General features: G+C 70.4%; 13 protein-coding genes. 10 read left to right on the top strand and 3 right to left on the bottom strand.

The window, feature by feature from the left end:
* Positions 1-34 precede the first annotated feature (34 nt).
* The 7 genes from rsmD (at position 35) to mutM (ending at position 5,085) form a co-directional block, all read left to right on the top strand.
* The gene (gene rsmD / locus P8A20_RS10045) at positions 35-619 is read left to right on the top strand and encodes a 16S rRNA (guanine(966)-N(2))-methyltransferase RsmD (RefSeq protein ID WP_306103364.1); all 585 of its coding nucleotides are present in this window, start codon (positions 35-37) and stop codon (positions 617-619) included.
* A 26-nt stretch (positions 620-645) separates the two neighbouring features.
* Complete coding sequence (coaD, locus tag P8A20_RS10040) at positions 646-1,125, top strand: pantetheine-phosphate adenylyltransferase (protein WP_187282194.1); 480 nt, start codon at positions 646-648, stop codon at positions 1,123-1,125.
* A 97-nt stretch (positions 1,126-1,222) separates the two neighbouring features.
* Positions 1,223-2,329: a cell division initiation protein gene (locus tag P8A20_RS10035; protein WP_306103363.1), complete on the top strand. Its 1,107-nt coding sequence runs from the start codon at positions 1,223-1,225 to the stop codon at positions 2,327-2,329.
* A gap of 137 nt (positions 2,330-2,466) precedes the next feature.
* Positions 2,467-3,132 carry a YceD family protein gene (locus P8A20_RS10030; RefSeq protein WP_147959683.1) on the top strand — a complete coding sequence of 222 codons (666 nt, stop codon included), beginning with the start codon at positions 2,467-2,469 and terminating at the stop codon, positions 3,130-3,132.
* 2 nt (positions 3,133-3,134) lie between these two features.
* Positions 3,135-3,308 (top strand): 50S ribosomal protein L32, encoded by a 174-nt coding sequence (gene rpmF / locus P8A20_RS10025; RefSeq protein ID WP_003965982.1) that lies wholly within the window; start codon positions 3,135-3,137, stop codon positions 3,306-3,308.
* Between the two features lie 19 nt (positions 3,309-3,327).
* Positions 3,328-4,149, top strand: a complete 822-nt coding sequence (rnc, locus tag P8A20_RS10020) for a ribonuclease III (RefSeq protein WP_147959684.1) — start codon at positions 3,328-3,330, stop codon at positions 4,147-4,149.
* A 78-nt stretch (positions 4,150-4,227) separates the two neighbouring features.
* On the top strand, positions 4,228-5,085 hold the full coding sequence (mutM, locus tag P8A20_RS10015) for a bifunctional DNA-formamidopyrimidine glycosylase/DNA-(apurinic or apyrimidinic site) lyase (RefSeq protein WP_147959685.1): 858 nt from the start codon (positions 4,228-4,230) through the stop codon (positions 5,083-5,085).
* 10 nt (positions 5,086-5,095) lie between these two features.
* Here the strand turns inward: mutM and P8A20_RS10010 are convergent, their stop codons facing one another.
* From P8A20_RS10010 to P8A20_RS10000, 3 genes are all read right to left on the bottom strand, one after another.
* A complete protein-coding gene (locus tag P8A20_RS10010; protein WP_306103362.1) occupies positions 5,096-5,500 on the bottom strand; it encodes a winged helix-turn-helix transcriptional regulator in 405 nt (134 codons plus the stop codon).
* 164 nt (positions 5,501-5,664) lie between these two features.
* Positions 5,665-6,363 (bottom strand): hypothetical protein, encoded by a 699-nt coding sequence (locus P8A20_RS10005; protein ID WP_147959687.1) that lies wholly within the window; start codon positions 6,361-6,363, stop codon positions 5,665-5,667.
* A 114-nt stretch (positions 6,364-6,477) separates the two neighbouring features.
* The gene (locus P8A20_RS10000) at positions 6,478-7,422 is read right to left on the bottom strand and encodes a CAP domain-containing protein (protein WP_306103361.1); all 945 of its coding nucleotides are present in this window, start codon (positions 7,420-7,422) and stop codon (positions 6,478-6,480) included.
* A gap of 155 nt (positions 7,423-7,577) precedes the next feature.
* Here P8A20_RS10000 and P8A20_RS09995 point away from each other — a divergent pair, with 155 nt between their 5' ends.
* From P8A20_RS09995 to P8A20_RS09985, 3 genes are all read left to right on the top strand, one after another.
* The gene (locus tag P8A20_RS09995) at positions 7,578-7,859 is read left to right on the top strand and encodes an acylphosphatase (protein WP_147959695.1); all 282 of its coding nucleotides are present in this window, start codon (positions 7,578-7,580) and stop codon (positions 7,857-7,859) included.
* 438 nt (positions 7,860-8,297) lie between these two features.
* On the top strand, positions 8,298-8,510 hold the full coding sequence (locus tag P8A20_RS09990) for a hypothetical protein (protein WP_147960468.1): 213 nt from the start codon (positions 8,298-8,300) through the stop codon (positions 8,508-8,510).
* A gap of 312 nt (positions 8,511-8,822) precedes the next feature.
* Positions 8,823-12,560, top strand: coding sequence for an SMC hinge domain-related protein (locus tag P8A20_RS09985; RefSeq protein ID WP_306103360.1), 3,738 nt, complete (start codon positions 8,823-8,825; stop codon positions 12,558-12,560).
* Positions 12,561-12,762 lie beyond the last annotated feature (202 nt).

Below are 12,762 nucleotides of genomic sequence, written 5' to 3'. Positions count from 1 at the left end.
CCTGCGCGCCGCCCGCGACCCGAGGAACAGACCCATGACCCGCGTGATCGCCGGCACGGCCGGCGGACGCCGCCTGGCCGTCCCGCCCGGCACCGGCACCCGCCCCACCTCCGACCGTGCGCGCGAGGCCCTGTTCTCCACCTGGGAAGCGCTCCTGGGCACGCTCGACGGCATCCGTGTCGCCGATCTGTACGCGGGTTCCGGCGCGGTGGGACTGGAGGCGCTCTCGCGCGGAGCCGCCCACGCCCTGCTCGTGGAGGCCGATGCCAAGGCCGCGCGCACCGTCCGCGACAACATCCGCACCCTCGGTCTGCCCGGCGCCGAGTTCCGTGCGGGCAAAGCCGAACAGATCGTGACGGGCCCGGCGCCCTCCGGACCGTACGACGTGGTCTTCCTCGATCCGCCGTACGCCGTCACCGACGACGATCTTCGGGAGATCCTCCTCACACTCCGCGCTAAGGGGTGGCTCACGGGCGACGCTCTCGTCACGGTGGAACGGAGCACCAGAGGCGGGGAATTCACCTGGCCCGACGGATTCGAACCACAGCGGTCGCGTCGCTACGGCGAAGCCACGTTTTGGTACGGTCGCGCCGCTTCTACGTGCGAAGACGCACGATGACCGCACCGGAGAGCGAGGGAATCACGTTGCGCCGCGCCGTCTGTCCGGGGTCGTTCGACCCCATCACCAACGGACATCTCGACATCATCGGACGAGCCTCGAAGCTGTACGACGTCGTGCACGTCGCCGTGATGATCAACCAGTCCAAGAAGGGCCTGTTCACCGTCGACGAGCGGATCGAGCTGATCCGCGAGGTGACGGCGGACTTCGGGAACGTCGAGGTCGAGTCCTTCCACGGCCTGCTGGTCGACTTCTGCAAGCAGCGCGACATCCCCGCGATCGTGAAGGGCCTGCGGGCCGTCAGCGACTTCGACTACGAGCTGCAGATGGCCCAGATGAACAACGGCCTCTCGGGGGTCGAGACCCTCTTCGTGCCGACGAACCCCACCTACAGCTTCCTGTCGTCCTCCCTGGTCAAGGAGGTCGCCACCTGGGGCGGAGACGTGGCCCACCTGCTTCCGCCGGTGGTCCACGAGGCCCTCGTGAAGCGTCTCGGCGAGAAGTGAAGCACTGACGGACCGTCACCAGGTGTCGTGCGGCAGGCGACTGGCCTTACAGTCGTCCCGTCCGTCTCCAACAGCAGCAGAGAGTGGCGAGCACACGGTGGACGTGCAGAAGAAGCTCGACGAGATCGTCGAAACGGTCGGGAACGCCCGGTCCATGCCCATGTCGGCGTCCTGCGTGGTCAACCGGGCCGAGCTGCTCGCGATGCTCGAGGAGGTGCGCGAGGCCCTGCCCGGCTCGCTCGCCCACGCCGAGGAGCTCATCGGCGGCAACGAGCAGCTCGTCGAGCAGGCCCGGCAGGAGGCCGGGCGGATCATCGAGTCCGCCCGCGCGGAGCGCGGCTCACTGATCTCCGGCACCGAGGTCGCCCAGCAGTCCCAGGCCGAGGCGGACCGGATCCTCTCCGAGGCCCGCAGGGAGGCCGACGAGGTCCGCGGCGAGGCCGACGAGTACGTCGACAGCAAGCTGGCCAACTTCGAGGTCGTCCTCACCAAGACCATCGGGTCCGTCGACCGGGGCCGCGAGAAGCTTCTCGGCCGCGGCCAGGGCGTGGACGAGCAGGGCTACGAGGACCCCGACTTCGCCGAGGCGCCCGAGCGCAGTGCCGACCCGGAGACGCTCCGCCGGCGCGCCGACGACTACGTGGACACCAAGCTCGGCGCCTTCGAGGCCGTGCTCGCCAAGACCCTGGAGGCCGTCGGCCGGGGCCGCCAGAAGCTGCACGGACGGGTCGCCACCGACGACCTGGGCGCGCACATGGCCGCCCAGGACGCGGCAGGAGGCTCCCAGCACACGAGTGACGAGGACCACTGGGCCGGTCTGGCCGAGCTCGCCACCCCCGAGCCGCCCCGGAGCCCCCAGCAGCACTCCTACGCCGAGCCCGCGCAGCCGGACTACGCCCCGGTGGCCGGCTACCAGGACCCCGCACAGCCCGGCTTCCCGGCCCAGCCCGAGCCGCAGTACGCCCAGAGCTACGGGTACCAGGACCAGCAGCAGCCGCAGGACGGCTACGGCTACCAGCAGCAGCCCGACCCCTACGGCTACCAGCAGCAGGCGTACGACCCGAACCAGCAGCAGGAGTACGGCTGGCAGCAGCAGGCCCAGATCCCCGCACAGCAGGGTGAGAGCGCGCTCGACGAGACCAGCCTCTTCGACACCAGCATGATCGACCTGGAACAGCTGCGCCGGTACGAACAGGGCCGCTGACCGGAGCGCCCCGGACCGGATTGGGAGCTGGGCGGTACGTCCAGTATCCTGGCTCTTCGGTCGCGTGTATGTCCGCGATCCCGGCTGCCCTCTTTCCGTCAGGACAGGGGCGGCCCTCCCGAAGCCGCACCACGCACATGATTTCGAAAGCAGGAAAAGCCCTGAACGGCCACCTCGACCACCGCAGCCCTCTCGTGTTCGATACGCGCGAGCTGGGCCGGCGTCCGGGTACCCAGAAGCGGCTGACCCGCACGGCGGAAGCACCGAAGGACCTCGGCATCGACGGGGTCATCGGTGTTCCGGAGAACGCGCCCCTGGCGCTGGACCTCCGCCTCGAATCGGTCATGGAAGGGGTGCTCGTCACAGGCACCGCCCGTGCGACGGCCGAGGGGGAGTGCGTAAGGTGTCTGGAGCCGCTGACCCTCGAGGTCGAAGCGGACTTCCAGGAGATGTTCTCGTACCCTGACGCCGATGACCGGAACCGCAGCAGGACCGCGGACCCGGTCGACGACGCCGAGGACGACGAGGACAGGTTCTTTCTCGAGGACGACTCGTTCGACCTCGAGCCTGTGCTGCGTGACGCGGTGGTGCTCGCACTGCCGCTGCAGCCGGTGTGCAAGGAGACCTGCGCCGGTCTGTGTTCCGAATGCGGAATCAGGCTGGACGAGAATCCTGACCACCACCACGACGTCGCCGACATCCGTTGGGCGGCACTGCAAGGACTCGCCGAGACCGTTCAGGACGGCGAGAAGGACAACATGGGCGGCGCCGAACCTGGCGTCGACGAGAAGCAGGAGAAGTAGCCGTGGCTGTTCCGAAGCGGAAGATGTCGCGCAGCAACACGCGCCACCGCCGGTCGCAGTGGAAGGCTGCGGTCCCCACCCTGGTTTCGTGCGAGCGTTGCCAGGAGCCGAAGCTCCAGCACATTGCGTGCCCGAGCTGCGGCACCTACAACAAGCGCCAGGTCCTCGAGGTCTGAGCGGCTGGTGAGAGGCCCGATGTCTGAGTTGTCCAGCTCCAAGAAGCAGACAGACAACATCAACACAGCCTCGTCCCACACGCTTCTGGAAGGGCGGCTCGGGTATCACCTCGAGTCCGCCCTTCTGGTGCGTGCGCTGACCCACCGTTCGTACGCGTACGAGAACGGCGGTCTGCCCACCAACGAGCGGCTGGAGTTCCTCGGGGACTCGGTTCTCGGCCTGGTGGTCACGGACACGCTGTACCGCACCCACCCCGACCTGCCCGAAGGCCAGCTGGCCAAGTTGCGGGCCGCGGTGGTCAACTCGCGTGCACTTGCGGAAGTGGGCCGCGGCCTCGAACTCGGCTCCTTCATCCGGCTCGGCCGCGGTGAAGAGGGCACGGGTGGCCGGGACAAGGCTTCCATCCTCGCCGACACCCTTGAAGCGGTGATCGGCGCCGTCTATCTCGATCAGGGCCTCGGCGCGGCCTCGGAGCTGGTCCACCGGCTCTTCGACCCGCTGATCGACAGGTCCTCCAACCTCGGAGCCGGCCTGGACTGGAAGACCAGTCTCCAGGAGCTCACCGCGAGCGAGAGCCTCGGAGTACCCGAGTACCTCGTCACGGAGACCGGCCCCGACCACGAGAAGACCTTTACTGCTGCTGCTCGCGTCGGTGGTGTCTCGTACGGCACCGGCACCGGTCGTAGCAAGAAGGAAGCGGAGCAGCAGGCGGCCGAGTCCGCCTGGCGCGAGATCAGCGCCGCCGCGGAAGCACGGGAGGCCGCGGCCAAGGCCGCAGCCGACGGAGGGGTCGCCGACACCCCTGCGAGCCCGTCGCACTCGGACGCAGCTCCTGCCTGATTCATCCGGAAGCCCCTCGGTGCCTCGCGCACCGGGGGGTTTTCGCTGTCCCGCCACGTCGTCGAAGGAGTGCCCTCCGTGCCCGAACTGCCCGAGGTCGAAGTCGTGCGGCGGGGCCTGGAACGCTGGACCGCCGGACGCACCGTCGAGGCCGTCGAGGTCCTGCATCCGCGGGCGGTCCGCAGGCACCTCGCGGGCGGCGCGGACTTCGCGGCCCGGCTGCGCGGTCTGCGGTTCGGCACGGCGATGCGCCGCGGCAAGTACCTCTGGGTGCCGCTCGACGAGGCGGACTCCTCGCTCCTGGGCCATCTCGGCATGAGCGGTCAGCTGCTCGTGCAGCCCGAGGACGCCGCCGACGAGAAGCACCTGCGGATCCGGATCCGCTTCGACGACGCGCTCGGCACCGAGCTGCGCTTCGTCGACCAGCGCACCTTCGGAGGGCTGTCCCTGCACGACAACACCCCCGACGGCCTGCCCGACGTCATCGCCCACATCGCACGCGACCCCCTCGACCCGGCCTTCGACGACGACGCCTTCCACCTCGCGCTGCGCCTGCGCCGTACGACGGTCAAGCGGGCTCTCCTCGACCAGTCCCTGATCAGCGGCGTCGGTAACATCTACGCCGACGAGGCGCTCTGGCGCAGCCGGCTCCACTACGAGCGGCCGACCGCGACCCTGACGCGCCCCCGGACGGCGGAGCTGCTCGGCCACGTCCGGGAAGTGATGAGGGAGGCCCTCGACCAGGGCGGTACCAGCTTCGACAGCCTGTACGTCAATGTGAACGGGGAGTCCGGTTACTTCGACCGGTCCCTGGACGCCTACGGGCGGGAGGACGAGCCCTGCCGCCGTTGCGGTACGCCGATGCGCCGACGGCCGTGGATGAACCGCTCCAGCTACTTCTGCCCGCGCTGCCAGCGTCCGCCACGGATCTCCTGACGGTCTCCCGTCAGGCGCCGTGCGTGGCGTCGTACCGGCTGCGGGCCTCGACAACCTCGGGCATCCGGCCCTCCACGAGCTCGATGAGGTCCATCAGCCGCTCCGCGACCTGGCTGCCGAGCGGCGTGAGGCCGTAGTCGACACGCGGCGGATTGGTCAGTTGCGCCTCCCGGTGCACCAGGCCGTCGCGCTCCAGCGCGTGCAGTGTCTGGGAGAGCATCTTCTCGCTGACCCCGTCGACCCGGCGGCGCAACTCGTTGAAACGGGCGCCGCTCTCGTGCAGCGCGCCCAGGGTCAGTCCGCCCCAGCGCCCGGTGACGTGCTCCAGCGTCTCCCGCGAGGGGCACCGCCGTGAGAAGACGTCGAAGGCCGATTCGCTGTCGTCCTGTACGGGGCCGCTGGCCGTCTCACTCATGAGCGCCAGCTTACGCCGGTACAGCGCTGGCTTCCGGTGAGCGCTGCGCCGGTCTGCTCAGCAGGTCACGGCGGCTGTTCCGCTCGCGCCCGACACGGTGCCCTCCGGGTGTGCCGTCCGGGTACAGGGCAGCGACGCGGCAGTTGACCGCAGGGACTGCCCGACTACAGCCCGCACCCCGCCGGATACAGGATGGCGCCGGGTGGCAGGTCACCCGGAAGCAGTCCCCCGACGCGCAGGCATGCCTCGGCGGAGCCCTCCTGAGGCGCGTACTCGAGACCGACGCGGTCCAGCACGGTGAACTCACCGGCGACGTTCAGTTCCACCGCGCCCACGTCGTCCGGGAAACGGCCTGCCAGAGATCCGAAGGCTGCCGTGTCATCGCCGTCGGCCACGCTCTCCCGGACATCGAAGCGCCAGTGCTCGGCGGCATCGGCGAGCAGCGCCTTGCCCGTACTGCCCATGCGGGAGAGCGGAGCGGTGCGGGCTCTCACGTGATCGGCGATGACACAGCAGATCGGGACCGCCGCCCCGTGGGGCGGCAGCACGCGCGTGTATCCGGGACGGGGGCGGAACGACAGGGCCTCGTCGAGCAGTCCCAACGCGGTTTCCCCGGCAGCCGGGTGCCCGTGCTGGACGATGTCGAGGAGCAGGGGAGCGGCGACGGCGGCCGCCGGAAACACCGCGCCACTGTGCCCGTGGACGATGCCACCGCCGCCGAGCAGCGAGCCGGCCTCAGCTGCCCGCACGAGGTGCACGGCATCTGCCAGGGCGCGCAGGCCGCGAGAGGCGTGCTCCGGTTCGTACCAGTCGGGATGGCCTGGGACGGCCGACCAGTCCACCGCGTCGATCGCATCCCGCACGACTCCACCCCACGCCTGCCCCGAGTCACCTCCCCGAGGCCGGGGAGGGGCTTCAAAACGTATCCCAGGGCTCTTGGAAGCAGGCCGGACACAGGTCGTTGACCTGCGGGCTTCTCAGAAGCCGAAGTCCTGCGTCCACCAGGGGCCGCCGGAGCCGAGGTGGACGCCCACGCCGAGCGTCCTGTAGTCGCAGTTGAGAATGTTCGCGCGGTGGCCCTCGCTGTTCATCCAGGCGTCCATCACGGCCTGTGCGTCGGCCTGGCCGCGCGCGATGTTCTCGCCGCCGAGTCCCTCCACTCCGGCTGCGGCGGCACGGTCCCAGGGGGTCGCCCCGTCGGGATCGGTGTGGCCGAAGAAGTCACGGGCGGCCATGTCCTCGCTGAAGTCCTGGGCGAGTGCCGTGAGCGGGGCGCTGGTGGTGACCGGGCTGCAGCCGACCTTCGCGCGCTCCTGGTTGACGAGCGCGAGCACGGCTGCCTGTGCGGAGGTGGCGGACGGGCTCGACGACGGCGTGGCCTTGCTGGTCGGGGTGGCCGAAGAAGGCTTCGGAGCGGCCGGGGTCCTGGTCGCCGGGGCGGACGAGGCGGACTTCTTCGGAGCGGCTGCCGGTGCCTTCGTACGCTCCGGCGCCTTCGACGCGGACTTCGACGCGGAGGCGGACGGTTCGGTGCTCGGCTTCGCGCTCGGAGTGGCGGAGGGAGACTTCGAGGGTGCGGCCGAACGGCCCGCACCCCTGTCGGCCTCGGCCGGCGCGGAGGCCGAGGTGCGGCCGGTCGGCTCGTCGGAGGACTCGCCCTGGGTCAGCAGGTCGGGAGCGCCGCCCGCGTGGACCTGGTCGGCGGCACCGCCACCACTGATGCTGTAGGTGTCGCCCCCCGGCAACAGGCCGGACGCGACGGCGACGGCACCGACGGCCACGGCCGCGGAGACGCCGAGGAGCCCGGCGCGTACGGGTATGCCCGCCCGCTTCTTCCGGCGTGCACCGTGGTGGCCGCCCTCCGTGCCTGCCGCGTGCTGCTCAGCGGCGGGGGCCGCGCCTGCGCGTCGATGCCGTCCCATGCGCTGTGCCTTCCTCGTGCACCGGGCGTCGTTCCGACGGCACCGTATTCAAGATCCGACTCACCCGTTCGGGTGAGGCTATTGCGAGGGGACCTTACGGCATGGCTGTTCGGGGCGGCGTGCTGCGCGAGCAATTGGCCGGTTAGCGTTCGGGCATGAACGAAGATGCACGCCTCGTCGTGTGGGTACGCGGCCGAGTACAGCAAGTAGGGTTCCGCTGGTTCACCAGGGCAAATGCTTTGGAGATCGGAAAGCTCACCGGCTTCGCACTCAATCTCGACGACGGCCGGGTGCAGGTGGTGGCCGAAGGGCCGCGTGAGAATTGCCACCGTCTGCTGGACTGGCTCGGCTCCGACGACACTCCCGGCCGCGTGGACGGCGTCACTGAGATCTGGGACACGCCACGCGGCGGTTACGAGGGATTCGCGATCCGCTGATTCCGGCTCCGGAATGGGGGCCGGGTCCGCAGGGTGGTCAAAGGGCGGCGCACGGTCACCCGAGGGCGGGCTGAAGGGTTCGCACCCGAAATGACCTGCGAAAGAAGCCGGCACTTGCACATGGTTGCCAAGTGGCGCGCGCCATGCCAGGCTGCGGCATTGACGAAGATCTCCACGCCCCTCGGGAACCCGCAGGAGAGCAGCGCCGCGTGATCGTCCGGCCGCGCGCCCCCGGGACACCCGGCCCGTCGGTGTGTGATCGTGTTGACCGTCAAACTTTTTGGTGAGACGCTGAAATCCCCGCGCACCTTAGCTGTTCGGCAGAGCTGGAGACAGCGGAACAGCAGTGGATACAGAGCACTGCCGAACACCGCGGGTGCGATTCCCTCACGACCCACACCGCATCGGTCGGTCACTCAGTGTGGAGGACCAAGCATCATGGCAAAGGCGCTTCTCGGTTACGTCGGCGGTTCCGATCCGCGACTCCTCGCCGAGATGCGACGGCTTCAGAAGCGCGTCCACGACCTGGAATCCGAGCTCGTACGGATCCAGGACGAGAACGACGCGCTCAACGCCGCCGCCCAGCACCAGGAGTCGTTGCTCGACAGCATCGACATCGACGTACCCCAGGCGGAGCCCGCGCTGACCTGACCCCCAGGCCCTGCCGGGGCCGGTCGGGCCGCACGACACCCGCTCGGGAACAACCACCGAAGTCTTCGTCACGGATCGTCGTCCTGGACCACCGAGGATCGCTCGGGATCCGGCCGGTTCGCGCGATCCGTCACGCAAGGCTGTGCTCGGATGACTGCACAGCAACACTGTGCGGCATTCACCAGGGACGCTCCGGCGTCCCTTTTTTCTTTCCCCCCGGCCCCGTCCCCGCCCTATCTCTCTTCGCTTACCGTCTGATGTGCCCTGCACCTTCATCAGCGAAACCGAGAGTGAAAGGTAGAGTCCGGCGGCGTGCACCTCAAGGCCCTGACCCTCCGTGGTTTCAAATCGTTCGCCTCGGCCACGACCCTTCGGTTCGAACCGGGGATCACCTGCGTCGTCGGCCCCAATGGTTCGGGCAAATCCAATGTGGTGGACGCGCTCTCCTGGGTCATGGGTGAGCAGGGCGCCAAATCCCTGCGCGGCGGCAAGATGGAAGACGTGATCTTCGCCGGCACCACGGGAAGGCCGCCGCTGGGGCGCGCGGAAGTGTCGCTGACGATCGACAATTCCGACGGCGCGCTGCCCATCGAGTACGCCGAAGTGACGATCACCCGGATCATGTTCCGCAACGGCGGCAGCGAATACCAGATCAATGGCGACACCTGCCGGCTGCTCGACATCCAGGAACTCCTCTCGGACTCCGGTATCGGCCGTGAGATGCACGTCATCGTCGGCCAGGGCCGGCTGGACTCCGTCCTGCACGCCGATCCGACCGGGCGCCGCGCCTTCATCGAGGAGGCGGCGGGCGTGCTCAAGCACCGCAAGCGCAAGGAGAAGGCGCTGCGGAAACTGGAGGCGATGGGCGCGAACCTCGCCCGCGTCCAGGACCTCACCGACGAACTGCGCCGCCAGCTCAAGCCTCTGGGCCGGCAGGCAGCGGTGGCCCGCCGGGCCGCCGTCATCCAGGCGGACCTGCGGGACGCCCGGCTGCGGCTCCTCGCCGACGACATGGTGCGGCTGCGGGAGGCGCTGCGCGAGGAGATCGCCGACGAGGCCGCCCTCAAACAGCGCCGGGAGGCGACGGAGTCGCAACTCAAGGCGGCACTCGTGCGCGAGGCGGACCTGGAGGACGAGGTGCGCCGGCTGGCGCCCCGTCTCCAGCGGGCCCAGCAGACCTGGTACGACCTCTCACAGCTGGCCGAGCGCGTGCGGGGCACGATCTCGCTCGCCGACGCGCGGGTGAAGAGCGCCACCGCGGCTCCGGAGGAGGAGCGGCGCGGGCGCGATCCCGAGGACATGGAGCGTGAGGCCGCCCGGATCCGCGAGCAGGAGGCGGAGTTGGAGGCGGCACTCGAAGCGGCGGAGCACGCCCTCGAGGACACCACCGCGCACCGGTCCGACCTGGAGAGGGAGCTGGCTTCCGAGGAGCGCAGACTCCGGGACGCCGCCCGGGCCATCGCCGACCGGCGCGAAGGGCTCGCCCGGCTCAACGGTCAGGTCAACGCCGCCCGCGGCCGGGCGGGTTCGGCGCAGGCCGAGATCGACCGGCTGGCCTCGGCCCGGGACGAGGCGCGGGAGCGCGCGGTGGCGGCCGAGGAGGAGTACGAGCAGCTCAAGGCCGAGGTCGAGGGCCTGGACGCAGGCGACGCGGAGCTGGCGGAGCGGCACGAGGCCGCCAAGCGGGAACTCACCGGAGCGGAGGAGGCCCTGAGCGCGGCGCGCGAAGCGGTCACCGCGGCGGAACGCAGCCGCGCGGCGGTCTCCGCCCGGCACGAGGCGCTCTCGCTTGGACTGCGGCGCAAGGACGGCACCGGGGTGCTGCTCGGCGCGGGGGACCGGCTCCCAGGTCTGCTCGGCCCTCTCGCCGAACTGCTCACGGTGGCCCCGGGGCACGAGGTGGCGGTGGCGGCGGCTCTCGGTGCGGCCGCCGACGCCGTCGCCGTGACGGATCCCGCCACCGCCGCGGACGCGATCCGCCTCCTGCGCAAGCAGGACGCGGGGCGCGCGGCGCTGGTCCTGGGCGCCGTGAGAGCCGGGCAGGTGCCGTCGCAGGGTACGGAACTGCTGCCGGGCGCCCCTGCCGGCCAGGTGCCGGGGCAGGCATCCGGGACGGGGCAGGGCTGCCGGGCCGTCACCGCAGTCGGCGCGGACCAGCGCTCCGCGAGCCCTGTCACGGCCTCCGGTGACGCGGCTCGGGCCGGCCGGACCGAGCCGCCGGAGACCTCGGTCGTCACCGGGGAGTCTGCCGCGCCCGCCGTCGCCGGCCTGTTGCAGGGGCCCCCCGAACTGCTGGCGGCCGTACGGCGACTGGTGCGGGACATGGTCGTCGTGGGGACTCTGGAGGACGCCGAGGAGCTGGTCGCCGCCCACTCCGGGCTGACCGCCGTCACCGCCGAGGGCGACGTACTGGGGGCCCACTTCGCACACGGCGGGTCGGCCGGGGCGCCGAGTCTGCTGGAGGTCCAGGCCTCGGTCGACGAGGCAGCCGCCGAGCTCGCGGCGCTCGCCGTGCGCTGCGACCAGCTGGCCTCGGACCAGCGTGCCGCGGCCGCCCGGCGCGCCGGGTGCGCGGCCCGGGCGGAGGAACTGGGTGAGCGGCGCCGGGCAGCCGAGCGGGAGAAGTCCGGGGTGGCACAGCAGCTCGGGCGCCTGGCCGGGCAGGCACGGGGCGCCGCCGGTGAGGCCGAGCGGACGACCGCCTCCGCCGCCCGCGCCCAGGAGGCGCTGGAGCGGGCCACCGAGGAGGCCGAGGAGCTGGCGGAGAGGCTGCTGGTCGCGGAGGAGACCCCGGTGGAGGAGGAACCCGACACCTCCGTACGGGACCGGCTCGCCGCCGACGGCGCCAACGCACGCCAGACCGAGATGGAGGCCCGGCTCCAGGCGCGTACCCATGAGGAACGGGTCAAGGGGCTCGCCGGACGTGCGGACGCGCTCGACCGCGGGGCCCGTGCCGAGCGTGAGGCGCGCGCCCGCGCCGAACAGCGTCGTGCCCGGCTGCGCCACGAGGCCGCCGTGGCCACCGCCGTGGCATCCGGTGCCCGGCAGCTGCTCGCGCACGTCGAGGTCTCGGTCGTACGGGCGGAGGTGGAACGGACCAGGGCCGAGGCGGCGAAGGCCGAGCGTGAGCGGGACCTGGCGGCCGAACGCGGCCGGGGCCGGGACCTCAAGGGCGAGCTGGACCGGCTCACCGACTCCGTGCACCGGGGTGAGGTCCTCGGGGCCGAGAAACGGCTGCGCATGGAGCAGGTGGAGGCCAAGGCGCTGGAGGAGTTCGGCGTCGAGCCGGCGGGGCTGGCCGCGGAGTACGGTCCCGAGCAGCTCGTACCGCCGTCCCCCGCGGCGGAGGGGGAGGAGCTTCCGTCGGATCCGGAGCATCCGCGCAACCAGCCGAAGCCCTTCGTCAGGGCCGAGCAGGAGAAGCGGCTGAAGGCGGCCGAACGGGCGTACCAGCAACTCGGGAAGGTGAATCCGCTAGCCCTGGAGGAGTTCTCGGCGCTGGAGGAACGGCACAAGTTCCTGTCCGAGCAGCTCGAAGACCTGAAGAAGACCCGGGCCGACCTGATGCAGGTGATCAAGGAGGTCGACGAGCGGGTCGAGCAGGTGTTCACGGAGGCCTTCCGGGACACCGCCCGCGAGTTCGAGGGTGTCTTCTCCCGGCTCTTCCCGGGCGGCGAGGGCCGCCTCGTCCTCACCGACCCGGACAACATGCTGACGACCGGTCTCGACGTCGAGGCGAGGCCGCCGGGCAAGAAGGTCAAGCGCCTGTCGCTGCTGTCCGGCGGCGAGCGATCCCTGACGGCCGTTGCCCTGCTGGTGTCCATCTTCAAGGCCCGGCCGAGTCCCTTCTACGTCATGGACGAGGTCGAGGCGGCGCTCGACGACACCAATCTGCAGCGGCTGATCCGGATCATGGAGGAGCTCCAGGAGAGCTCCCAGCTCATCGTCATCACGCACCAGAAGCGGACGATGGAGGTCGCCGACGCACTGTACGGCGTCTCGATGCAGGGGGACGGAGTCTCCAAGGTGATCAGTCAGCGGCTCCGCTGAGAGCTCCGCGCTCGGCTGACGGGGGCTCACACCCTCTTTACCTAATCTTCAACACTTCAACGCACCTTTTGGGTGTTCCTGGGTACTTGTGAGGAACCATTTCATCCGAACCCGACTCTTGACTTCGAAACTTGAACGCATAACCTCAGCAATGTTGTTTTTACCTTCAAGTGGTGGTCGGCCAGAAGTTGTGCGCCACTAG

This window comes from Streptomyces sp. Alt3 (assembly GCF_030719215.1).
Classification (GTDB): domain Bacteria; phylum Actinomycetota; class Actinomycetes; order Streptomycetales; family Streptomycetaceae; genus Streptomyces; species Streptomyces glycanivorans.
Note: the sequence above shows the minus strand (reverse complement) of the source record. Positions and strands in the feature narration are given on the sequence as shown.

Excerpts from the sequence above, each read along its gene's own strand:
- P8A20_RS09990 (WP_147960468.1), top strand. The coding sequence starts at position 8,298 with ATGGCAAAGGCGCTTCTCGGTTACGTCGGCGGTTCCGATCCGCGACTC.
- P8A20_RS10010 (WP_306103362.1), bottom strand. The coding sequence starts at position 5,500 with ATGAGTGAGACGGCCAGCGGCCCCGTACAGGACGACAGCGAATCGGCC.
- rsmD (WP_306103364.1), top strand. The coding sequence starts at position 35 with ATGACCCGCGTGATCGCCGGCACGGCCGGCGGACGCCGCCTGGCCGTC.
- P8A20_RS09995 (WP_147959695.1), top strand. The coding sequence starts at position 7,578 with ATGAACGAAGATGCACGCCTCGTCGTGTGGGTACGCGGCCGAGTACAG.
- P8A20_RS10000 (WP_306103361.1), bottom strand. The coding sequence starts at position 7,422 with ATGGGACGGCATCGACGCGCAGGCGCGGCCCCCGCCGCTGAGCAGCAC.
- P8A20_RS10030 (WP_147959683.1), top strand. The coding sequence starts at position 2,467 with ATGATTTCGAAAGCAGGAAAAGCCCTGAACGGCCACCTCGACCACCGC.
- rnc (WP_147959684.1), top strand. The coding sequence starts at position 3,328 with ATGTCTGAGTTGTCCAGCTCCAAGAAGCAGACAGACAACATCAACACA.